We start from the raw sequence: 22,779 nt of genomic DNA, 5'->3' as shown, positions 1-22,779 counted from the left end.
CGATCAGGGGGCGTCGTAGCGGACGATCTCCTCGGACGCCGACGCCGCGTTGGGGCTGGAACTGACGGCACCGACGCCGCCGATGACGGCGAACAGGGCGAGGATGATCCCGCCGACCACGGACGCGATGGCCCCAACAGGAGAAGTCATGAGCGCGACCTTACCAGCCGGTCACGTCGACTCAGGTACGAACCCCTCGTGAGACACGCCGCGGCCGTCAGCCACGTCAGGCAGGTGGCGACCCACCCGATGAGCCCGATTCGACTCAATCCGGCCGCGCGGCCCTCCACAGAGCTGAGCTCCACGACGGTGACGCTCGGCCCGTCGCGGACGACGCTCGAACCGGTGGGCAGGTCGGCGACGTCGACGGCGGCGGCGGCGGACAGTCCGCTGCGCTTCTCGATGACGACCCACCGCACGCCCTCCGCCGCGAGCGCCTGCACCGGGTCGACCCCTTGGCCGATTCGCTCCGTGACGCGCCGCGCAGCTGGATTCTCACCGGGCACCGACAGGTCCTGAAGCGGAAGCGAGTCGTCGAACAGCACCGGGTGATCGACCATGCGCGGGATCAGGGTGAGCGAGACCCGGCGCTCGTTCCAGTCATATCTGCGGTACTGCGACCAGGGCAGGAGCCCGACCGTGCCCTCCCCGGCCGCGGACAGCTCCGCCGTGACGGATCGCAGGTCGGTGGGGACCTCGACGGCACTCACCCGACCACCGACTCCCCAGGTCAGAGAAGGAAGGAGCGTACAGGGTAACGCGGCCAGGACGACGACGAGAACCGGTCCGGCCCCCCGCACCCGCATGACGTCGCGGGCAAGAACAGCCATTCCGGCAGCGGTGAGGACGACCCACGGCGCGATGAGCTTGTGTGCATCGCGCAGGATGCCACCCCCCGGGAGCTGGAGCACGACCGCGCTCCAGAGGCCGAACGGATCCAGCGCGCTCAACCAGGCCAGCACGAGTCCGAGCACTGCCGGTGCCGCGAGTGCGAGCAGGGCCTCGTCCCTGGCCGCTCGCACCCCGGCCGCGACAGAGGCCAGGACGAGCAGGAGCGCACCGGCAGCGACGAGCACGGACGAGCGCTCCACTGGGTGAGTGGCCGGGTTCCAGAGGCCCCCGCCCGTGGCCACGGAGGCGAGCACGCCGAGGGGCGTGTCAGCCCTGGCCGCGAACGCGGCGACGCCGGCCGGAGCGGACACCACACCGGACACCAGGGCAGGAAGTGCCCACACGAGCGAGACCCCCACGGTGGCCCCGGCCGCGTACGCCAGGGCCTGCCACCGAGCGCGCGGGACGGCCAGCACGACGAGAACGGCAAGGGCAGCAATGACCAGCGCGTTGGCCCCTCCGACACCGCACGCCGCCACTCCGACCGCGGGTGACCACGCGGGCCTGAGGTCTCGCCTGACCTTCGCACACGACACCAGCAGGTGGGGCACCGCGGCATACGCCAGCAGCACCGTCCAGTGCCCGATGACCAACCGCTCGAGGACGAACGGGTTCCAGATGGCGGCGATGACGGCCACCAGGCGTGGTCCGAGAGCGAGGTCCGGGGCGAGCAGAGCGGCCAGCCTCGCGGCGCCGACCCCGGCCAGCACCAGGGTCGCGAAGAGAACGAGGCCCTGGGCCGGTCCCGCTCCGAGGACGTGGCCGAGGGCGATCGCCACGGCATCGCTCGGGACGGCCCGGGGCACGGACCCGTCGGAGCCGAGCGAGAACGGGGTGAACCGCGGGTCCGGTGACCATGCCAGGTCGTACGCGAGCACCACTTCCCGGCCGAGCGCCGGTCCGAGGACGATGAAGGAGACCAGTGCCGCCACTGCGTAGGGGACGACGGTGGCAGGCTGCCTCACCCTCATGGCCCGAGGGACCCGTCGAGCAGGGCGTCCACCGCGTCGGCCAGGGTGGGCACGTCGTGACCGAGCAGGAAGGTCGTCATCCCGAGGGCACGCGCAGGGGCGACGTCCGACGGCATGTCACCGATCATGGCGCAGCGCTCGGCCCGCGCCCACGGTGCGTCAGCGAGGGCACGAAGGAACATGCCCGGAGCAGGTTTGCGGCAGGCGCACTCGTCGTACTGGTGCGGACACATCTCCACGGCATCGACGTGGGCGCCCTCGGCGGCGAGCAGGACACACATCCGCTCCATGACCGTGGTCCACTGCTCCCACGTCAGGGCGCCGGTCGCGAGGCCCCGCTGATTCGTCACGACGACCACCCGGCATCCGCTCTCGTTCAGCCGGGCGACCGCCTGCGCAGCTCCCGGAAGGAGCACCAGGCCCTCAGGATCGCGGACGTACCCCGGCCCGTGGACGTTGATCGTGCCGTCCCGATCGAGGAAGACGATGTCCCACGGCCCGGACCGTGCAGGCCGTGTCAGCCCCGGCCCACCCACGCGGTGTCCACTCCCTCGCACCATGCGTGTGACCACATGAGGTGGACCTCCTGGATGCGCGGCGTGTAGCTGGACGGGGCGCGCAGCACGTGGTCCACCGAGCCGTCGGCGAGCGCGGACTCACCGGTCAGCAGGATGGTGTGCAGACCCCGCTCCCTGGCGACACCGAGCGCTGCGACGACATTGGGTGACGTCCCGCTCGTCGACATCGCGAGGAGGACGTCCCCGGGGCGACCGTGCGCTCGCACGCCGCGAGCGAAGACCTCGTCGAAGCCGTAGTCGTTGCCCAGGGCGGTGATCACGGTGGACGACTCGGCCAGGCTGATGGCCGGCAGTGGTTCGCGGTCCAGGACGCACTTCCCGGCGAACTCAGCGGCCACGTGGCTGGACATCGCCGCGCTGCCACCGTTGCCGACGATCAGCAGCTTGTGTCCATCGGCGAGTGCCTCGAGGATCACGCGACCTGCGGCGTCGACCGCGGCCACGAGAGACGGCTCGAGGAGTTTCGGCATCATCTGGGCCCACGCGGTGAGGGCTTGACCGTGGAGGGCGGCCACCACGGCCGGGTCGGGCGTCGTCGTCATGACGGCACCCGCCACGTCGTGACGCCCTGCCTGCTGAAGGTGAACTCGGACACCGTCATACCCAAGCCGATCAGCGCCTCCGCCACGAGGTGCTTGCGTTCGAACTCACACACCAGCGCCAGGTGTCCACCGCCACCTGCCCCGGTGACCTTCGCCCCCAGCGCACCGGCCGACAGCGCCAGTTCGACGGCCTCGTCGATGGCCGGGTTGGAGATCCGGTCGGACATGCGCTGCTTCTGCCGCCAGGCCTGACCGAGCAGGTCGCCGAAGTCGGACACCTCACCGCGCAGCAGGGCCTCCTTCATCGCATGGGCGATCTCCTTCTGAGCCCTCATGCCGGCGATCGCGTCGGCGTCGTGACCGGTGAAACGGGAGATCTGGTCCTGAATGATGTGATCGCTGACCCGGGGTTGGCCCATGTAGGCGAGCAGCATGTTGTGCTCGAGCTCGTGGAGGGTGCCCTCCGCCACTCGCAGCGGATAGACGACCACCCGCTCGGCGTGGAACTCCATGAAGTTGAAGCCGCCGAACGCTGCGGCGTACTGGTCCTGCAGACCGCCGGGGATGCCGAGGTCGTCCCGTTCGAGGCGACATGCGGACTGTGCCAGCTCGTGGGGTGTGAGGTCCATGCCACAGTGCCGGGCCACCAGGGCCAGGACGTTGACCACCACGGCGCTGGAGGAGCCCAGGCCCGAACCCGGTGGCGCATTGGTGTGCAGGAACAGGTCGAAGCCGGAGGCGGGGAGTGCGTCGTGCAGCAGGCGGACCCGGGCGATCGCGGCCTTGGGCAGGTCGAGACGGCCGTCGAACACGACCGGGTCGTCGACACCGAAGTCGACCGACTCGCCGTAGTCGAGGGAACGTACCGTGACGTTGCCGTCGTCGCGGGGGCGCAGGGTCGCGTACGCGTAGCGGTTGATGGTCGATGAGAGGACGACGCCGCCCTCCATCGCGGGGAACGGAGCGACGTCGGTACCACCCCCGGCGAAACTGACCCGCAGGGGCGCCCGGGCCCGCAACACGGCACGCGAGGTCACGAGTCACCGCCCGGAACGGGTCGCGGGGTCGGGTCGTCACGCCGGCGCAGGATGAGCAGCAGGTTCCACGTGGCGAGCTCCCGCAGACCGGGCACCGCGAGAAGGTGTCGCGCGACATCTGGCAGGTATCGCGGTCGCGCGGCGAGCACCTCGACGTCGTCACGACCGCGGGCCCACGCCAGACCCTCGGCGATGCTGACGCGGTAGAGGGTCTCCCCCAGCAGGTTCTTCGGTCGTCGGCCGTGTCGCTTCTGGTAGCGGCGAACCGCGTAGTCCGCACCGAGCCAGTGCCACGGCGACGCCTCGTGGGCGCCCCACGGGGACCACCAGTTGGTGTAGCTGAGATAGAGCACTCCCCCGGGCCGGGTGACCCTCACCAGTTCATCGGCGACGGCCGTGAACTGCGGGACGTGCTCGAGCAGGTTGCTCGAGAACACGATGTCGGCGGCGGCGTCCGCCACGGGCAGCGCCAGGGCAGAACCGGTGATTCCCCCGTCGGCCACGGACGGCACGGTCGGGTCGTGGTCGACCGCCACGTAGCGCGCCCCTCTGGCGCGGAAGGCCTCCGCGAACTGCCGCGGACCGGCCCCGACGTCGAGCACCAACTGCCCGTCGAGCGCGACGTGGTCGGCGAGGGTCGCCACCGAGTCGGTCGCGAGGTCACCGTAGAACCGGTCGGGATCGGTCTGCTCGACGAGGAAGCTCCTGAACAGGTGGGCAGACCTGCGCAGACCGCGGTGCTGGCTCATCGGGGCCGCCTCGCGGTCAGGCGCAGCGTCGGCCGCGTGCCAGGTGCGATCGCCCGCATCGCGACGACCGCAGGTGCCGTGGCCAGCACGGCCGCCCGCACACCCCGCTTGGCGAGCGCTCCTGCAGGGCCCGGCGACCGCCACGCCCGCACGGCGGAGGCGACGTCGACACTCAGACTGTCCAGGACGAGGCGATCCACCCGGACGTCGACCAGCCCGGCATCCCGAGCCAGACGCGCCAGGGACTGCGCGGTGAAGAACCGGACGTGCGTGGGGTCCTCGAGCATCCACCAGGCCGATCCGAAGGTGCGTGGTCCCCAGGAGTCGCCCGCCGGGGTGAGCAGCACGAGGGTGCCCGACTCCGTGAGCATCGTGGCCGCCTTGTCCATCGTGACACCGGGGTCACTCACGTGCTCGATGACGTGGACCCCGACGACGAGATCTGCCGACACCGCGCCGTCAGGGACGTCCTCGACGGCACAGTTCCACAGGCGCGCATTCGCCGAGACCACGGGATCCACGTCCACCGCGAGCTGGTGGGGGTCCACGCCCGAGACGGCCGCGCCGTCATCATGGAAGCGCCTCAGCAGCGCACCACTGCCGTAACCGATCTCGAAGACGGATGCCGGGCGTCCTGCGGCGCACAGCCACCGGTGGGTCAGTCGTGTCCGCACCGCATCGAGCGCCGGATCGCCCCCGTAGGCGGCGTCTCGGTGGTCGGCGGGGGCGTCGGCGAGGGATCGCCGAAGGTGCCCACAGGTACGGCACTCCTCGAGCACCCCGCCGCGTCGCAGATCCCTGGGGTGGGTCCCTCCCCCGCACACTTCACACCGGCCGGGCAGCGCTTCTCGTCGTGCTCGGCTCGCCACGCGGTTACCCTAACCCAGTCCAGCGGGCTCCCTCGGCTGGATCACGAGGAGGGTTTCAGTGGATATCGGCACCACCCAGCGGCCGCTGCGCGTCCTCATGTTGTCGTGGCGCGATGGCGATCACCCGGAGGCCGGGGGCGCCGAGGTGTACGTCGAACGCACCTCCCAACTGCTCACCGCGAGGGGTCACACGGTGACCATGTTCTCCGCCGCCTTCCCGGGCGGATCGCGTCGGGTCGACCGTGGCGCCGTACGCATCGTTCGTCGAGGTGGTCGCCTGACGTGCTACCTGCGCGGCCTGCAGTTCCTGCGGAAGGTCCGCGACGAGGTGGACGTCGTCGTCGACGTCCACAACGGGGTGCCCTTCTGGTCCCCACTCGCGGGCGCCACCCCGGTGGTGAGCCTGGTCCACCACGTCCACCGTGACCAGTGGCCCATCATCTTCGGCCCGGTCCTCGGTCTGCTCGGCTGGCTGATCGAGTCCCGACTCGCTCCGATCGTGTACCGGCACTGCCAGTACGTGACCGTCTCCCAGGCCACCCGTGACGACCTCGTCGCCCTCGGCGTCGATCGGGACCGAATCGCCATCACGTACTCGGGCAACGACGTCCCCGACGACCTCGACTCCTACGCCGATCTCGCCCGCTCCGACCACCCCAGCCTGATGGTGCTCGGTCGTCTGGTCCCCCACAAGCACTTCGAGATCGCCATCGACATCGTGGCCGACCTCTCCGACCGCTTCCCGGACCTCACCCTCGACGTCGTGGGCGGCGGGTACTGGGATGACGAGCTGCGAGCACATGCGGCCGCGCGCGGGGTCAGCGACCGGGTGCGGTTCCACGGGTTCGTCGACGAGCACACCAAGCGCACGCTCCTGTCACGCGCATGGGTGGTGCTGATGCCGTCGCACAAGGAGGGCTGGGGGCTCACCATCGTCGAGGCCGGCCTGCACGGGACGCCGTCGGTCGCCTTCTCCTTTGCCGGGGGGGTCACCGAGTCGATCGTCGACGACGAGACCGGACTGCTCGCCGACGACGTGACGCAGATGTCGACGCAGGTCTCGGACCTTCTCATGGACGCGGCCTTGCGGGAGAAGTACGGCGAGAACGCTAGGCGGCACGCGAAGTCCTTCTCGTGGGAGAACACCACCCTGCAGCTCGAGGCAGCCCTCGGACAGGCCGTCGCCCGTCGGCGCTACTGATCTCACGCGCCCGATCGCGGGCGCTCGGGGTGGCCGGTAATGGTCCGTGGTGTTGCGGGGTCAGCGGGCGGCGTCGCGCCGACCTCTGCGTGAGCCGAGCACGTAGGCCACGGCTTCCATTCCTCGCAGCCCCAGCATGCCGACCGCGGTGATCGGCTGACGGGCGAGGAGCCGCCGGTTGCGCACGTACGAGCGGATGACAGCGCGTCCCTGTTGGGCCACTGCGCCGTCGTGCCGGTCTGCGAAGGCAGGAAGAGACCGACCGTAGTAGTAGCGCTTCTCCATGACCGACCGCACGGTGAGCCGGCCCTCGTCGTGGTCGACCAGCACCGATCCGAGCTCGATGGGGGCACCAGTGGCCCGCATCCGCAAGCGGAGGTCGGCATCCTCCGGGCCGGACATCGACAGCGCGAAACCGCCGTCGCCGACGAGAATCTCCCGGCGGATCAGGCGGGGATTGTGCAGCAACGGGTCATCGAGGTAGCACTGCCGCTCCAGCGCCCGGCACGAGGTCCAGAACCCGGTGCCGATCGTGCGCTCGGGCAGGGCGATCCCGAGTGCACCCGTGCGCTCGGCCGTCGAGAGTGCCTGGGCGATCGTGTCCGGGGGCAGCACCATGTCGCTGTCCAGCCACAGCACCCACTCGCCCCGCGCCAACTCGATGCCCTTGTTGCGCTGCGCGCTGCGCTCCGGCCCCGCCAGCACGACCTGGTCGGCCAGCCGCTGCGCCACGGACCACGTCGTGTCGTCGCTCGAGTTGTCCACGACGATGAGCTCGACGGCAGGGTGGGTCTGGCGGCGGACCGAGGTCAGACACGCCTCGATCGTGCGCTCGTTGTTGCGGGTTGGTACGACGACGCTCACCAGGGCATCGTCATCGAACTGGGTCACCGCTCACTCCTTCTCGTGGTTCTCTGCTCGTCGGCGTCCGCCGACGAGGCAGGGACCGCGGCGTCCACCCTGCACCATCACCGTGGCGAATGTCATGACCGGCCCTCCTTTACGGCCTCCCATATCGCCTGACTCGCTGATCGTCGGCAGGTACCGTGACCCGAGAACTTCCCGGATCGAGGCGCAGTGAGCGGTCACTCCCCAGCACGACCCACGGGTGGGGCAGCCAGTGGCGCCCTGCTCGGCCTTGGCATGGCCGCAGCCAGCGCTCTGGGCTATGTCTTCGTCGTGGTCATCTCGCGGGCCCTCGGTCCTGCGGACTACGGCGGCTTCTCCGCGTTCAACAGCATCGGGCTCGTCCTCGCGATCCCGGCCGGAGCCTTCCAGGTCGTGTATGCCCGACGGGTCGCGCGGCGCGGCCCACCGGCCTTCGACCTCAGGCTCCCTCTCCTCGTCGGAAGTGCCGTGTGCCTGCTCACGGTGGTGCTCTCCCCCGCGCTGGCGCACGTCACCCGGGTCGATTCGCTGCTGGCGCCCGTCCTCGTCGGGCTCGGGCTGCCCCCGCTGATCCTCAACGGTGCGCTCATGGGTGGCCTGCTCGGCATGCGCCGGATCGGGACGCTGTCCCTGGCCTACGTCGCGATCGGCACCAGCCGGGTCCTGGCGGCTCTGGCGGCATCGGCCCTCGGCCTGGGCCTCACCGGAGCGTTGGCCGTGGTGACCCTTGCGAGCTACGTGATGGCCGGGACCCTCTGGTGGCTCTGTCGTGCCGAGGCGCACCTCGAGTGGTCGGCGCCGCGCGGCGACCGGGGCGCCGTGTTCCGCACGCTGTATCGCTCGAACTCGGCCATCGGGGTCCTGATGGCGCTGACCACGGTGGACGTCGTCCTCGCCCGGTACCTCCTCCCACCCGTCGAATCCGGCGAGTACGCCCTCGTCTCGACGCTGGGTCGCTCCCCAATCTGGGTGACGCAGTTCCTCGCTCTCGCCCTCATCCCGACCTTGGCCACGTCGGGGTCCCCACGCACCATCCTGCGAGCCTCGGGGCTCGTGCTCGGGGTGTGCGCGGTGGGCACCGCGGTGGCAGCCGCTGCACCGGAGTTCTGGGTCGGACTCCTCGGAGGGCAGGCCTACTCGGCCGCCGCGGACCTCCTGTTGCCCTATTTGGCGCTGGGGACCCTCCTCGCCCTGGCCCAGGTGCTCGTCATCGCCGAGATGGCCCAAGGGCGCCACGTCCTCACGAAGGTCGCCTGGTGTGCGGTGGCGGTCGAGATCATCCTGTGCCTGGCGTTCTTCCATGACAGCGCCATCCAGGTGCTGACGGCAGCGATGGTGGCTGCTGGTCTCGTCGTCGTGGTCGGACTCGGCGAGCTCCTGTTCGCGGCCCGCCCGGCGCCGGCGTCCTCAGCCGAGCCAGCCCTTGCCGAGCCCGTCATCTTCTCGCGAACGGGCCCGGTCGACACATGAGCCGTGCGGTGACACGTCATCGTGGTTCGCGCGGCACGGCGATCGTCCTCGCCGGTGGGCTCGGGACCCGGATGCACCCACTGTCCGCGGACCGGCCGAAGCACCTCCTCGAGGTCGCCGGTGAGCCGGTGGTGGTCCACCAACTGCGGTGGCTCGCCGCCCACGGGGTCGTCGACGTCGTTCTCGCGACGTCTCACCTGGGGGAACAGTTCGGGCCCGTCCTCGGTGACGGCAGCCGCTGGGGCATCCGCCTGACGTACTCGCACGAACCGACGCCGGCAGGCACCGCCGGAGGGCTGCGCCTGGCCGCTGCCGCGCTGACGTCGCTGCCCGAGTACCTGGTCGTGGTCAACGGTGACCTGTTGACCTCCCACGACCTCACCCAGCAGCGGCTCATGGCGTCGCCGGAGAGCCGGCCGGATGCCGTGCTCCACCTCCGCACGGTCCCGGATGCCCGGGCGTTCGGTTCGGTGGTGGCCGATGGGCACGGACTCGTCACCCGCTTCGTCGAGAAGAGCCCGAACCCGCCCAGCACCGAGGTCAACGCCGGCACGTACGTCCTGCGGCGAAACGTGCTCGCCCGGATCGGCGACGGCGTCGTCTCTCTCGAGCGGGACGTCCTGCCCTCCCTGGTCGACAGCGGCCGTGTGGTGGCCTACCGGGAGAACGCCCTGTGGGACGACGTGGGCACACCACAGGCCCTGGTGAAGGCCTCCGTGGCTCTGGTGCGCGCGTCGGGGCGTGACGTCCACGTCGATCGCAGCGCGGTGGTCGACCCCACCGCCGTCATCACCGATGGCTCCGCGGTCGGGCCGGGCACCGTCGTCCGAGCCGGAGCGCGCATCCAGGGCTCGGTGATCATGAGCGGTGCCGTCATCGGCCCTGGTGCCGACGTGACGCACAGCGCCGTGGCACCCGGCGCACGCGTTGCCGCCGGTACGGTGCTGCGCGGGTTCGTCAGCTGACGTCCCGCCACGAACCGACGACCAACAGGATGAGCGCCGCCGCGACCAGGTGCGAGGGAGCCGGGTTCCCCAGCACCAGCTGCGGGCCGATCTCGCCCCACCGTGAGAGGTTTCCGACGACCCACGCCACCGGTGCCAGCCCCATGGCGACCCCCGACAGCCGCAGCAGGGTTCGCGGCGACGGGTCCGCTACCAGGTGCCAGACCCCCACCGTGGCACCGATGACGAGCCCGGGCAGGCCGGCGACCACGCCGCAGCCAAGGACCACCATGAGCCAGCGCGCCCATGGTGGGACGCGACGACGCGCGTGCCGCTCGGCCCGGTGGGTTGTCGGCACGCTCGGTTCGAGCGGCGCCACCGGCCCGGTGACGCGTCGGGGAAGGACGATCAGTGCGGACGCCAGCAGCACAGCAGCGCCCGAGGTCGCGAGCGCGACGTCGGAGACGCCCTGAGGCGCGTACTCGACCTCGAACACGTGGCCGTCGAGGTCGTCCACCCACCACCCCACGGCGTACCCGTCGACCACGAGCGGCGCGCCCATCGGTTCACCGTCCATGGTGGCGCGCCACCCGGGGTGCACGTTCTGTCCCACGACGAGCAGGTAGGGCGCCTGAGCCGGGGGCGCGTCGATGCGGTAGGACGACGCAGACCTGCGATCGACCGTGAGCGAGGGGCCGGGCGATCCGGCCACCGCTGACTCCCCGATGCTGTCGCGGAGCACCAACGAGTCGGTGGTCCATCCGGGAAGGCTGCGCAGGGCGTGCTCACCCGGGCCGAGACGCAGCGGGTCGCACCCTGCGACGAGTCGCTGGGCATCGCCCTCACCACCGCCCACGACCCTGACCCGCACCGGATCACCGTCCACGGTGCCGATCGTGACGCAGCGCTCGGCGGCGGGGGCACTCGTGACGCGAGCCCCGTCGAGGTCAACCTCACTGATGTTGGGGAAACCCTCGCCCTCGTGCCCGGTGATCTCCAGTCGCACCGTGGTGGCCTGGGTCGGCGGCAGCACCACCTCGACCCGGCCCCGCGTGAGGTCAGCCGTGGCCGCACGACGGCCGTCCACGATCACGTCGACCGTCGAGACCCAGGCTGCCGCGTCTGCCGGTTGGTCGATGACGACCCTCGACACCGTCCGCTCCTGCGGGAACGTGGCCTCGAGCCATTCCCCGTCGATCGACCTGCCCGGGACCCAGCCGGTGTCGGGGTCATCGTCGAACGCCTTGGATCCTCGGACGAGGGGATCACCGAACGCCCGCGAGGACGAGGTGACGGCAACGTCACCGGCCACCCCGTGAAGGTCGTCGAGCACGGCATCCGGTGCGCCTCGGTCCGGCCGGACCAGGCCGTACGCGCGATACTCGCGCGCGACCGGCAGCATGAAGTCGCGGTCCAGGCGTGCCTCCTCGTCGTCGTCCACGGCCGCTGCGCCCGACACCCGGGTGAGGACGACGTCGACCGGGGTCGCGGCGAGCCGGGACCGTGCCGGCCCCGTCAGCGACTCCAGAGCCCGTGCCGTCGTCACCGGCAACCGCGCCACCCGCCGAGCCTGGAGGTCGGGGATGCCGATGTCGGCGATGGACACCGGGTTGTCGCCCTCGCCCTGGACCTCGGTGACCGTGATGGTGACTCGCTCTGCCGACAGGCCGGGGAAGTTCACGCTCACCCGCCCGTCGGATGGCACCCGAACATCCTGTGACGCGTCATCCGCCTCGACACGCAACCCGACTATGCGTTGGCCCTGTGTCGGCGGGACGTCCACGTCGATGCGCTCGACCGACACGGGCTTGGGGGAACGCACGGTGATCGACTGGCCCGCGGCGCGGGAGAAGTCGCCGAACGTCCATGCCGTCGTCGGGTCGCCGTCGACGGCGTTCTCGGCTGCAGTGCTCGGGTTCACACCGAATCGCGGACCCACGAGAGTGGCGGTGACGTCCGCACCCTCGACCTGGAGGACGGTCTGCTGGTCCGGACCCCCGAGCGCGATGGTGGGGCCGGGATCGGCGTCCGCCGCCACCAGCGGGCCATAGGCGCCGGTGAGCCGGTTCGGCACGACCTCACGCCGACGATTGGTATCGGTGAGGACCACCCTCGACGTGGGGCCCAGCGCCTTCTCGAGGGTCGCCGCGTCGACAGCCTCGGTCAGCAGGAACGGCGGTTGCCCCTGGAGCAGACCTGCACCGACCATCGGCGCCAGCGACCACCCATCCCCATCCACGAGCACCACCCCGTCGACGGTCTCCGTGCGCACGAGGCTGCGAGCGTCGGTCACCTTGTAACGCTGGAGCGGCGGAAGCAGGAGTTCGAGCGGGGGTTGGCCAGGTGTGCGCACGAGACCTTCGCCCGGGGCACCGTCGGCGCCCCGGAAGACCAAACCCGGGTCGGAGCCGACGTCCGTGGCGACTGCCAGTGGCCGAGCACCACCAGCCTTGTCCCAGCGGACGTCATTGCGCACCAGCACGTCGCCCACACCGAGGTACCGGGCAGCCGCGGACAGCACCCCCGGGGCCAGCGAACCCTCCTGCAAACCGGTGTCGACGGCTGCGAGCAGGCTGGCACCGTACGGGGAGGACTCGGGAAGGGTGATGCGCACGAAGGACGGCCGGGCGAGGACCGCGTTGTTGAGGTCGTCCGGACGGTCCTCACTCCACGAGTACTGCGGCTGGGCGACCCCCGGGACGAACCACACCCTCTGGTCGGCGGGCCCCCGGTCGAGGGTGCGCGCCGCCTGCTCCCAGTAGCCCGGAACCGGCAGCGGGAGGCTGTAGACACCACCCGACCACGCTGGCCACGTCGACAGCACCACGCCCGCCACCGCCACCGACGCGATCACCGGGCGGGGCGCGACCTGCTGCACGCGACGCAGGATCCTCGGCGCGGCGAGCCCACCGAGGATCGCGACACCGAGGATCATCACGGCGCCGACCTTGTTCGTCGTGCGGAAGGCGGCCGCACCGGGCACGTTCTCGAAGGCCCAGAGCAGGGCGTGCCCGAACGGTGAGGGGCTCTGCACGGTGTGCACACCGACCATGAGGACCGCAGCGGGAATGGCCAGCAACAGGGCGAACCTGCGGCCGGGTCCGCGAACCACCGGGGCCGAGACGACCAGGAGCAGCGGGCCCAGGAAGCTGGCCGCCACCACGAGCGGGTTGTCCAGGTACGAGGTGAAGCCCGGCTGCCACGGGCCGTCCACGTCTCGTCCGTAGAGCGGCCACAGCCCGAGACCTCGCACCACCTCGGCGAACGACGAGGGTGCGGCGATCCCCTCGAGGGTCTCGCTGAACTGGGTCACGTGGCTCCCCGCGCCGAGCGCGGCCACGGACGGCACGAGCCAGTAGGCGGACAGGAGCGCGACGAGCAACAGCCACTTCGCGAAGGCGGCCCCCACCATGCCCCAGCGAGCACCGAGGCCGTGATGGGCGAACCAGAGGACGGCCGGCAGGCACAGGAGCTGGATCAACGGGATGACCGCCACGTTCATCCCGCTCATGGCGGCGAACGCCAGGGCGGATGCCGCGGGGTAGCGCCAGCCTCCGACCACCGCAGCCTTGAGCAGAAACAGGACCATCCACGGCAACATCGCGGCTGGGAGCACGATCGCGAGGAAGTCTCCTGCCGTCACCATGTAGGGGTTGGCCACGTAGAGGAGCGCGACGGCGATGTGACCGACCCGACGTGCCCGGGTGCCGGCCACCGTGGCGTACAACCGGCTCGCGCCCCATCCGCCGAGCAGGAGCAGGGCGAAGCGGAGCAGGCGCATGGACAGGTCTGCACCCACACCGAACTCCTGGATGACGCCGACCAGAGCCGCCACCGGGAACAGCCCGACGTTGAAGTTCGGCTCGCCGAGCTTGGGACTCTCACGCCACGCCCGGCTGAGTGCCTCCGCCTCCCCCCAGGGCGCCATGTAGATTTCGGGCTTGATGTCCGGAGCCAGCACGCCGGCCTTGTTGAGCAGGAGAACGAGCAGCAAGATGGTTGCGAGCACCACGGGCACGCCAAAACGCCTCAGCACCAGCCAGCCTTCCCGTGCAGTCGTGACGCATCATTGTGCCGCACCCCTTGGCCGGCGACGCGGAGGATGTTCGTGACAGCGCGCCCCGACGCCCCCGCGCCGCCGCTCACCCGAGGGCCCGCCGGACGCGGGGCCCACCTGGGCTACCGACCGGCCCTCGACGGGCTTCGAGCGGTTGCCGTCATCGTCGTGATGCTCTACCACGGCGGCGTGTCGTGTGCGGCAGGTGGATTCCTCGGAGTCGACGTCTTCTTCGTCCTCTCCGGGTTCCTGATCACCTCCCTCCTCGTCAAGGAGTGGCGTCGGACCGGTCGGATCGACGTCATCGCCTTCTGGGTGCGAAGGGCCCGCCGGCTGCTGCCGGCCGTGCTCGTGGTCGTGTTCGCCGTGGCGGTCTATGGCTTCGTCGCCCCTCAGCCACAGTCCCGGCTGCTCGGCGACGCCCTCTCGACCCTCGGGTACGTCTCCAACTGGTGGTTCATGATCAGTGGGCAGTCGTACTTCGCACAGTTCGTCGAACCATCGGCGCTGCGGCACACGTGGTCGCTCGCGATCGAGGAGCAGTTCTACATCCTCTTCCCCCTGCTGCTCGTGGCCATGCTGGGGAGGCTGAGGCTTCGGGCTGGCGCCGTGCGCACCGTGCTCCTGGCCGGAGCTATCGGGTCGGCAGCCCTGATGGCGTTCCTCCACGATCCACTGGCCGACCCCTCCCGGGCCTACTACGGGACGGACACCCGTGCCCAGGCGCTGCTGCTGGGGGCGGCACTCGCGCTCTCCCCATCGCTGCTCGCACCGGCCAGGCCCCTGTACAGCAGGATCGGTGGCCGCCTCGTGCGCCTTCCCACCCGGTCCATGGTCGGAGTCCTCGCCCTCGGGGGTGTCCTCGTTCTCGTCGCGACAGCCCGTGAGCTCGCCCCGTGGATGTACCGCGGCGGATTCTTCCTCGCCGCCGTGCTGTCGGCAGTCGTGATCGCCTCGGTGACCGCGGCCCCCCGCTCGGCGTTGGCGCGCGGGCTGTCCTGGGCACCGATGGTGGCCGTGGGTGTGCTGTCGTACGGCCTGTACCTGTGGCACTGGCCGGTCTTCGTCGTCCTCAACCACGAGCGCACCGGGCTCGACGGGGCGGCGCTCCTCGCCGTCCGGTTCGCCGTCACAGGACTGCTGGCGTACCTGTCGTTCGTGTTCGTCGAGGAGCCGATCCGCACCCAACGTCTCCAAGCCCGCTTCACCCGCACCCAGTGGAGGAGGGCCGTGGGCGCCACGCTGGCCGCGGTCGTGGCAGCAACCGTCGTGGCCAGCGCCTCGGCGCCACAGGGGGCTGGGGAGGCTGAGCAGGCCTCAGGTCGCCCCAACCCGGTGCCCGACGCCCAAGGCCGGCTCGTCACCGCGTTCCTCCTCGGCGATTCCCAGGCGTTCCGCCTGCGTGACCACTACGCGAACCAGGTTGACGGTCTCGCCGTGACCGGCAGCACACAGCTCGGGTGCGGAACGTTGCTCCCGGAGAGGGAGACGGACGGGCAGACGGTGCCGAACATCCCCGCCTGCGCCGAGTGGGAACCGAGGTGGACCCAGGAGGTGGCGCGGGAGCAACCGGACGTCGTCGTCGTCATGCTCGGCCTCGGGGAACTGTACGATCGTCGCGTCGACGGTGAGGTCCTCACCTTCGGAACGCCGGAGTACCGGGCCTGGCTCAACCGCGAGCTGGACCGTCGGCGTGAGCTGGTCGCGCCGCACGCTCGTCACTTCTCGGTGGCGACGGTCGTGTGCATGCAGATCAGCGCCGACGCCGCCAACCAGACCACGAGGATCGCCAACGATTCCCAACGCCTGTCCTGGCTCAACGACGTCATCAGGGCCTATGCCGCCGAGCGACCCGGGGTCGGTGTGGTGGATCTGTTTTCGACGGTGTGCGCCGACGGCTTCACTAACGAGATCGACGGTGTCACGCTGCGCGATGACGGTCTCCACCTCAACGCGCCGGGTGCCGACCTGGTGTGGCGGCGTGTGGGGCCCTCCATCGTCGACGCTGCGGGGTAGGTCAGTGCCGCGGGGTAGGTCAGTTCTGCGCAGCGTCCTCGCCGGGAGCATCGGTGCCGATGAGTGACTCGTCGCGGCGGTGGGTTCCGAAGGCGTAGAGCGAACCCGCGGCCACGACGAGGGCCGCGACGGCAAGGCTTCCCGCCTGCCACTGACGGATCTCGTTGACCTTGCCGCAGGCGACCGCGCCCAGATCATCGCCCGGGATTCGCGCGCCGCTCCCACACATGATGGGGAAGCCCTCGCTGGGGTAGAGCTGGATCGGTGACCAGAAGAGGTAACCGGCCGCCACGAGGAGCAGCAACGCGATGGTGGCGCCGACGCGGGCCCCGACCGAGAGGGTCACCACGGTGCGTCGGTCGTCAACGGTGTCAGACATGGGGCTCCGCGGTTCGAGGATTCGTGGTGCCTGCCGAGGGCGGACGGCTGTCCTTCCTGCGCGGCGCGGGTGAGTCCGGCACACGATCTGCCGGCACGGCCACGACGAGGAGATCGGAGGCGATCGACGGGAACCTAGCACACAGCCGGTCGACCCGATCGACAGGTTTGGGGAACTCCCCCGGCATCCCGAGCACCTGCTGGACCGTGAAACCGGTGCGCACCATGATCTCGAGCAGTGCCCGGTGCGAGAAGACCTTGAGGTGCCCCTGAACTTGGTTGCCCTGCCCCAGGGCACGGAACCGCCGCCCCAGGTGAACTTCGCTGGAGGTCTCGGTGAACAGGGGCTGGATGCCCAACGGCACGAGGACGCGGTTGGCCCAGCCGACGATGTTCGGGGTTGACAGCAGCAAGACACCTGAGGGGGTCAGAACGCGCCGGATCTCCGAGAGCATGAGGTCGGGGTGCGGCACGTGTTCGAGCACCTCCCCGGCGATGACGACCTCGACGGTGTCGTCGGCGAACGGCAGGTGCCCGGCGATGTTCCCGGTCACACCCCGCCACGGGGCAGCCGCCGGTGGTGGGACGACGTCCATCCCCACCAATTGGGTGCTCGCAGGAAGCCGCGCGGCGAGCGCGTCCAGCAGGACGCCTTCCCCACAGCCGAGGTCCAGGACGCGCGACGGCCGCCGGGCCGCAGTCAGCTCAACCAGTGACGACAGCCGGCGATCCAGGGAGCCGACCCAGGTGACATTGCCCCGGTAGTAGTCAGCGGCACTCGTCATCGGCCGTCCACCGGGAACGTGGTGCAGGGTCGGGCAGGCATTGCGGAAGTATCGCAGACGAGACAGGCCCTGGAGGCCGGCCCACTGCTCAGTGTGCGGCGTCGTGCCAGGAGCGGCCGACCCCCACGCTGACGTCGAGGGGCACGTCCATGGCCACTGCAGCACCCATCTCGCGGCGCACGAGCGCCTCGAGGGCCTCGCGCTCCCCCGGTGCCACCTCGAGGACGAGCTCGTCGTGCACCTGGAGCAGGATGCGTGAGGCCATCCCCTCGCTGCGCAGCGCGGCATCCACACCCTTCATCGCGAGCTTGATGATGTCGGCGGCCGACCCCTGGATCGGCGCGTTGAGCGCCATCCGCTCGGCACCCTCGCGACGTTGGCGGTTGTCGCTGACCAGGTCGGGCAGGTAGCGCCGCCGACCGAGCATCGTCGCGGTGTAGCCGGTCGCGCGAGCCTCGACGACGACTTCGCGCAGGTAGTCGCGCACCCCGCCGAACCGGGAGAAGTACTCGTCCATGAGGCCCTGGGCCTCGCCCGTGGAGATGTTCAGCTGCTTCGACAGCCCGAACGCCGACAGCCCGTAGGCCAGTCCGTAGCTCATTGCCTTGACCTTGCTGCGCATCGCCGCCGTGACGTCTTCGGGTTCGACCCCGAACACCCGGGCACCGACGAACCGGTGGAGGTCCTCACCGGTGCGGAAGGCCTCGATGAGCCCTTCGTCGCCTGAGAGGTGCGCCATGATCCGCATCTCGATCTGGCTGTAGTCGGCGGACATCAGCGACTCGTAGCCCTCGCCGACGACGAAGACGTCGCGGATGCGGCGTCCCTCCACGGTGCGGATCGGCACGTTCTGCAGGTTCGGGTCGGTCGAGCTGAGCCGCCCGGTGGCCGCGATGGTCTGGATGTAGGTGGTGTGGATGCGCCGGTCGAGGGCCACCGACTTGATCAGCCCCTCGACGGTGACCCGCAGGCGGCTGGTGTCGCGGTGGCGCAGCAGCGCCTCGAGGAACGGGTGCTCGGTCTTGGCGAACAGGTCGGCGAGCGCATCGGCATCGGTGGTGTAGCCGGTCTTGGTGCGCTTGGTCTTCGGCATGCCCAGTTGCTCGAACAGCACCTCCTGGAGCTGCTTGGGGCTGCCGAGGTTGACGTCCGAGCGACCGATCGCCTCGTAGGCGTCCAGCTGCGCCTGACGCATCTTCGCCGCGAAGTCGGCCTCGAGCGCGGTGAGAGCGTCCTCGTCGACGGCGATGCCCGTGCGCTCCATGCGCGCCAGAATGTCGACGAGCGGTAGCTCGAGGTCGCGCAGCAGGTCGGTGCCACCGGTCTCCTCGAGCCGCTCCCCCAGCACCTCGGAGAGCTCGAGCACCGCGCGGGCGCGAACCATGGCCTCCCGTTCGGAGGTGTCGTCGTCGGGCGCGAAATCGAGCATGCCCTGGTCACCGGCGGCCTCCTGCGCCTTCAGCTCTCGGCCGAGGTGGCGCACGACGAGGTCCTCGAGGTCGTACGAGCGCTGGTCCGGGCGAACGAGGTACGCCGCCAGCGCGGTGTCCGAGGTGATGCCGGCCAGGGGCAGACCCCGCGTCGACAACGCCTGGAGCTGCTCCTTGGCGTCGTGCAGCACCTTCGGCGCCGTCGGGTCGGCGAGCCACGACGCCAGGACCTCGTCCTGCTCCGGCGTCAGGGTGGTGAGATCGACGTACCCGGTGACGCCGTCGGCACCCGCGAAGGCGACGGCACCGGCATCCCCCGAACCGCCGCGGTAGTGGCCGGTGACGACGACTCCGTGGGGCACCTGGCGCCCGTGGGCGCCGTCGCCGAACCGCAGCGGGAGCCCGTCCGCGTGCACGATCTCGCCCTCGAGCTCGAAGCCGCCCTCGACCTCGTCGGCCTCGACGTCGAAGGTGGCGAAGAGGCGGTCGCGCAGGACGCGGAACTCCAGACCGTCGAAGACCCGGTGTACCTCCTCGCGGTCCCACGACGCGCGCTGGAGGTCATCGATGCCGAGCGGCAGGTCGAGGTCGTTGACGAGCCTGTTGAGCCGGCGGTTGCGCAGCACCCCGTCGAGGTGCGCCCGCAGGTTCTCGCCGGCCTTGCCCTTGATCTCGTCGACGTGGGCGACGATTCCCGCAAGGTCGCCGTACTGGCCGAGCCACTTGGCCGCGGTCTTCGGGCCCACCCCCGGGACCCCGGGCAGGTTGTCGCTGGACTCGCCGACCAGCGCCGCGAGGTCGCTGTAGCGCTCTGGAGGCACGAGGTACTTCTCGGCGACGGCAGCCGGATCCATCCGCCACACCTCGGACACCCCCCGCACCGGATAGAGCAGGGTGACCTTGTCGGAGACCAGCTGGAACGCATCACGGTCACCCGTGCAGATGACGACCTCATGGCCCTGCTCCACCGCCCGGTGGGTCAGCGTGGCGATGACGTCGTCGGCCTCGTACCCCTCGATGCCGACGTGCTTGATGCGCAGCGCGTCGAGCACCTCGTGCAGCAGCGGGATCTGCCCCGAGAACTCGGTCGGGGTCGCCGAGCGCCCCGCCTTGTACTCCGGGTACTCGGCTGCGCGGAACGTCCTGCGGGAGACGTCGAACGCCACCCCGACGTGCGTGGGGGCCTCGTCGCGCAGCACGTTGATGAGCATCGACGTGAAGCCGTACACGGCATTGGTGTGCTGCCCGGTGCTCGTGGAGAAGTTCTCCGCGGGCAGGGCGAAGAACGCACGGTAGGCCAGCGAGTGTCCGTCGAGGAGGAGAAGCTTCACGCGTGGCAGCCTATCCACCATGACCGACAGCCCCGACGCCACGCAGCCCACCCACGACCGCACCCCCCAGCACCCCACCGACGGGCCGGACGGTGTCGAGGCGATGCGGGCGATGAACCCGAACTCCCTGATGCACCGGATGGGCATCGAGATCGTCGAGGCCTCCGCGCAGCGACTCGTCGCGACGATGCCGGTGGAGGGCAACACCCAGCCCTACGGCCTGCTGCACGGGGGTGCCTCGGTGGTGCTCGCCGAGACGTTGGGCTCGATCGGGGCAGCCCTGCACGCCGGCCCCGGCAAGGCCGTCGTCGGCCTCGACATCAACGCCACACACCACCGCGCGGCCCGCTCCGGTCTGGTCACCGGGGTGGCGACGCCCATCTCCCTGGGGCGCACCCTCGCCTGCTACGAGATCGTCGTCACCGACGACACCGGCGCGCGCACCTGCACGAGCCGGATCACGTGCCTGATCAGGGATGCCGCCCCGGGCGCCTGACCGTCGGGTCAGAACTGACGGGAGGCAGCGGCCGGGAAGGCCCGGCTGCGCAGTGAGCGGCGGCGGCGCAGCAGCTCGTGGCCGGTCTCGACGCTCTCGGGAGCGAGCTTGCGACGCAGCGCGCTCGTGGAGACCACCCGACGGGTGATGACCGACGCGAAGCCCAGGCGGGCGAAGAAGCGGTTGGCGTCGCGGCTGGCCGTCGGCACGTTCGAGACCACGACCTCGCAGCCGGACCGCTCGGCGGTGGACAGCACGGCCGCGAGGAGCGACTTGGCCACCCCGTGGCGCCGTGCGTCGGGCCCGACCCAGAGCTGTTCGACGGCGAGCTCGGCCTGGGGGCTGAGGCCGAACGGGTTCTCGCTGGCGATGGCGTAACCGACGGGCTCGCCGTCGATGCGAGCAACGAAGGAGTGGACGCCGGGGCGGCGCAGGGCCGTGCTGAGCCGACCGTCGGTCAGCGCCCGACCGGCGGCCTCCTTGCTCGAGCCGTTGTCGACGCGAGCAGCCAGCCAGAGGCCCATGACGTCCCGCAGGTCGTCGCGGTCCACGGGCGTCACATCCACCGTGCGTCTGGCCACATCGCCTCCTCGGACATCGCAGCGGGCGCGAGTGCGCCACAGGCAAAGAGGTTACCCCTGCGGCCACCGACACTAGACCCCGGCGGGCCCGGACGGAACCCCGCGGTGAGCACCTGTGGACGACGCTCGTAGGCTGCGGCGGTGACCTCGCTCTTTCCCGGTGCCGGGACCGCCCTGAACGTCCTCACCGTCCTCATCGGGGCGGGTCTCGGGATGGCCGTCGGGCACCGTCTGCGCGAGCACACCCGCTCGGTCGTGACCGATGTGCTCGGCCTGGTCACCCTGCTCGTGGCGGGCCTGTCGGCGATGGCCGTGACCGACGTCGCCCTCCGTGACGCGGTCGGGTCCGGCTTCCCGGTGCTCATCGTCCTCGGGTCGTTGCTCATCGGCTCGATCACCGGGTCGATGCTGCGCATCGAGGACCGTCTCGAGGGTCTGGCCGGAACGATCCAGCGCTGGGTGTCGCGTCGGTCGACGGGGTCGAGCATCGAGGGGGGAAGCGACCACGCATCCCGCGAGCGGTTCATCGAAGGGTGGCTCACGGCATCCCTGCTGTTCTGCGTGGGCCCGCTCACCATCCTCGGCTCCCTCAACGACGGCCTCGGCCGCGGCATCGACCAGCTCGCGCTCAAGGCGGTGCTCGACGGTTTCGCCGCCCTGGCGTTCGCGGCCAGCTTCGGGGTGGGAGTGCTGCTCTCCGCCGTGTCGGTGCTCGTCGTGCAGGGGGCGCTCACGGTCGTCGGCGTGCTGCTCGGCGACCTCGTGCCCGATGCCCACATCTCGGCCCTGACCGCCACCGGCGGGCTGATGCTCGCGGGCATCGCGCTGCGGCTGCTGCGCATCCGGGACATCCCCGTGGGGGACATGCTGCCGGCCCTGGTCGTCGCGCCGCTGCTCACCCAGCTGGTGATCTGGCTGCGCTGACTTAAGAGCTGGGTCAGGCCTTCTCCATGCCGGCCACGACGGCGTCGGCGACCTCACGCATGCTCATCCGGCGGTCCATCGCCGTCTTCTGAATCCACCGGAACGCGTCGCCCTCGGTGATCTTCAGCTTGGTCATCAGCACGCCCTTGGCCCGGTCGACGGCCTTGCGGGTCTCCAGCCGGTCGCCGAGGTCGGCGATCTCGGCCTCGAGGGTCTTCAGCTCGGCCCAGCGCGACAACGCGATGTCCAGGGCGGGGGTGACGTCACTGGCCGTGAACGGCTTGACGATGTAGGCCATCACACCCGCGTCCCGCGCCCGCTCGACCAGCTCGGTCTGGCTGAACGCGGTCAGCATGACGACCGGGCAGAGCCGGTCCTTGCCGATCTGTTCGGCCGCGCTGATGCCGTCCATGACCGGCATCTTGACGTCCATGATGACGATGTCCGGCTTCAGCGACGTGGCCAGGGCGACGGCCTGCTCGCCGTCGCTGGCCTGACCGACCACCTCGTAGCCGGCTTCGGTCAGCATCTCGGCGAGGTCGAGCCGGATGATGGCCTCGTCCTCGGCGACGAGCACACGCTTTGCCGGGGCGGATGGCGCAGCCGCGGGGGCAGCCGGGACAGGACTGGTCTCACTCATG

20 protein-coding genes are annotated in these 22,779 nt (G+C 70.5%); 6 read left to right on the top strand and 14 right to left on the bottom strand.

What is annotated here, in order from left to right; all coding sequences use genetic code 11:
- Positions 1-3: 3 nt before the first annotated feature.
- The 7 genes from C8E84_RS02065 to C8E84_RS02035 are packed head-to-tail and all read right to left on the bottom strand — an operon-like array spanning position 4 to position 5,637.
- Positions 4-150: a hypothetical protein gene (locus tag C8E84_RS02065; RefSeq protein WP_159899053.1), complete on the bottom strand. Its 147-nt coding sequence runs from the start codon at positions 148-150 to the stop codon at positions 4-6.
- Positions 147-1,862: an MmpA family trehalose lipid delivery protein gene (locus C8E84_RS02060; RefSeq protein ID WP_159899051.1), complete on the bottom strand. Its 1,716-nt coding sequence runs from the start codon at positions 1,860-1,862 to the stop codon at positions 147-149. Before C8E84_RS02060 ends, C8E84_RS02065 begins: the two co-directional genes overlap by 4 nt.
- Positions 1,859-2,398 (bottom strand): D-glycero-alpha-D-manno-heptose-1,7-bisphosphate 7-phosphatase, encoded by a 540-nt coding sequence (locus C8E84_RS02055; RefSeq protein WP_159899049.1) that lies wholly within the window; start codon positions 2,396-2,398, stop codon positions 1,859-1,861. Before C8E84_RS02055 ends, C8E84_RS02060 begins: the two co-directional genes overlap by 4 nt.
- Positions 2,380-2,982 carry a D-sedoheptulose-7-phosphate isomerase gene (locus C8E84_RS02050; RefSeq protein WP_159899047.1) on the bottom strand — a complete coding sequence of 201 codons (603 nt, stop codon included), beginning with the start codon at positions 2,980-2,982 and terminating at the stop codon, positions 2,380-2,382. Before C8E84_RS02050 ends, C8E84_RS02055 begins: the two co-directional genes overlap by 19 nt.
- Positions 2,979-4,019, bottom strand: a complete 1,041-nt coding sequence (locus C8E84_RS02045; RefSeq protein WP_246196724.1) for a GHMP family kinase ATP-binding protein — start codon at positions 4,017-4,019, stop codon at positions 2,979-2,981. Before C8E84_RS02045 ends, C8E84_RS02050 begins: the two co-directional genes overlap by 4 nt.
- Positions 4,016-4,768: a class I SAM-dependent methyltransferase gene (locus C8E84_RS02040; RefSeq protein ID WP_159899045.1), complete on the bottom strand. Its 753-nt coding sequence runs from the start codon at positions 4,766-4,768 to the stop codon at positions 4,016-4,018. Before C8E84_RS02040 ends, C8E84_RS02045 begins: the two co-directional genes overlap by 4 nt.
- Positions 4,765-5,637, bottom strand: a complete 873-nt coding sequence (locus C8E84_RS02035; protein WP_246196723.1) for a class I SAM-dependent methyltransferase — start codon at positions 5,635-5,637, stop codon at positions 4,765-4,767. The genes C8E84_RS02040 and C8E84_RS02035 overlap by 4 nt, the downstream gene beginning before the upstream one ends.
- Before the next feature lie 58 nt (positions 5,638-5,695).
- On the opposite strand from C8E84_RS02035, the gene C8E84_RS02030 reads away from it, so the two are divergent.
- A complete protein-coding gene (locus tag C8E84_RS02030; protein WP_211675343.1) occupies positions 5,696-6,838 on the top strand; it encodes a glycosyltransferase family 4 protein in 1,143 nt (380 codons plus the stop codon).
- Between the two features lie 60 nt (positions 6,839-6,898).
- Here C8E84_RS02030 and C8E84_RS02025 read toward each other — a convergent pair whose 3' ends face one another.
- Positions 6,899-7,729, bottom strand: coding sequence for a glycosyltransferase family 2 protein (locus C8E84_RS02025; protein ID WP_159899043.1), 831 nt, complete (start codon positions 7,727-7,729; stop codon positions 6,899-6,901).
- A gap of 186 nt (positions 7,730-7,915) precedes the next feature.
- Here C8E84_RS02025 and C8E84_RS02020 point away from each other — a divergent pair, with 186 nt between their 5' ends.
- A complete protein-coding gene (locus C8E84_RS02020; RefSeq protein WP_159899041.1) occupies positions 7,916-9,196 on the top strand; it encodes a lipopolysaccharide biosynthesis protein in 1,281 nt (426 codons plus the stop codon).
- A gap of 8 nt (positions 9,197-9,204) precedes the next feature.
- Positions 9,205-10,161 carry a nucleotidyltransferase family protein gene (locus C8E84_RS02015; RefSeq protein ID WP_159899039.1) on the top strand — a complete coding sequence of 319 codons (957 nt, stop codon included), beginning with the start codon at positions 9,205-9,207 and terminating at the stop codon, positions 10,159-10,161.
- Here C8E84_RS02015 and C8E84_RS02010 read toward each other — a convergent pair.
- Positions 10,154-14,149, bottom strand: coding sequence for an alpha-(1->3)-arabinofuranosyltransferase domain-containing protein (locus C8E84_RS02010; protein ID WP_159899037.1), 3,996 nt, complete (start codon positions 14,147-14,149; stop codon positions 10,154-10,156). The two genes, C8E84_RS02015 and C8E84_RS02010, sit on opposite strands and share 8 nt — an antisense overlap.
- 99 nt (positions 14,150-14,248) lie before the next feature.
- Between C8E84_RS02010 and C8E84_RS02005 the strand changes: the two genes are divergently transcribed.
- A complete protein-coding gene (locus C8E84_RS02005) occupies positions 14,249-16,213 on the top strand; it encodes an SGNH/GDSL hydrolase family protein (protein ID WP_159899035.1) in 1,965 nt (654 codons plus the stop codon).
- A 19-nt stretch (positions 16,214-16,232) separates the two neighbouring features.
- Here the strand turns inward: C8E84_RS02005 and C8E84_RS02000 are convergent, their stop codons facing one another.
- The 3 genes from C8E84_RS02000 to polA all read right to left on the bottom strand — a co-directional run bounded on the left by C8E84_RS02000 (position 16,233) and on the right by polA (position 20,158).
- Positions 16,233-16,592, bottom strand: a complete 360-nt coding sequence (locus C8E84_RS02000; protein WP_159899033.1) for a hypothetical protein — start codon at positions 16,590-16,592, stop codon at positions 16,233-16,235.
- Positions 16,585-17,376: a class I SAM-dependent methyltransferase gene (locus C8E84_RS01995; protein ID WP_159899031.1), complete on the bottom strand. Its 792-nt coding sequence runs from the start codon at positions 17,374-17,376 to the stop codon at positions 16,585-16,587. Before C8E84_RS01995 ends, C8E84_RS02000 begins: the two co-directional genes overlap by 8 nt.
- Before the next feature lie 88 nt (positions 17,377-17,464).
- Complete coding sequence (polA, locus tag C8E84_RS01990; RefSeq protein WP_159899029.1) at positions 17,465-20,158, bottom strand: DNA polymerase I; 2,694 nt, start codon at positions 20,156-20,158, stop codon at positions 17,465-17,467.
- Between polA and C8E84_RS01985 the strand changes: the two genes are divergently transcribed.
- Complete coding sequence (locus C8E84_RS01985; protein ID WP_425495941.1) at positions 20,157-20,633, top strand: hotdog fold thioesterase; 477 nt, start codon at positions 20,157-20,159, stop codon at positions 20,631-20,633. The two genes, polA and C8E84_RS01985, sit on opposite strands and share 2 nt — an antisense overlap.
- Positions 20,634-20,641: 8 nt before the next feature.
- Here the strand turns inward: C8E84_RS01985 and C8E84_RS01980 are convergent, their stop codons facing one another.
- Positions 20,642-21,184, bottom strand: coding sequence for a GNAT family N-acetyltransferase (locus C8E84_RS01980; RefSeq protein ID WP_159899027.1), 543 nt, complete (start codon positions 21,182-21,184; stop codon positions 20,642-20,644).
- 171 nt (positions 21,185-21,355) lie between these two features.
- Between C8E84_RS01980 and C8E84_RS01975 the strand changes: the two genes are divergently transcribed.
- Positions 21,356-22,138 carry a DUF554 domain-containing protein gene (locus C8E84_RS01975; RefSeq protein WP_159899025.1) on the top strand — a complete coding sequence of 261 codons (783 nt, stop codon included), beginning with the start codon at positions 21,356-21,358 and terminating at the stop codon, positions 22,136-22,138.
- Between the two features lie 13 nt (positions 22,139-22,151).
- Here the strand turns inward: C8E84_RS01975 and C8E84_RS01970 are convergent, their stop codons facing one another.
- Positions 22,152-22,778, bottom strand: a complete 627-nt coding sequence (locus tag C8E84_RS01970; RefSeq protein WP_159899023.1) for an ANTAR domain-containing response regulator — start codon at positions 22,776-22,778, stop codon at positions 22,152-22,154.
- Between the last annotated feature and the right edge of the window lies 1 nt (position 22,779).

Source organism: Ornithinibacter aureus (assembly GCF_009858245.1).
GTDB classification, from domain to species: Bacteria; Actinomycetota; Actinomycetes; order Actinomycetales; family Dermatophilaceae; genus Fodinibacter; species Fodinibacter aureus.
Note: the sequence above shows the minus strand (reverse complement) of the source record. Positions and strands in the feature narration are given on the sequence as shown.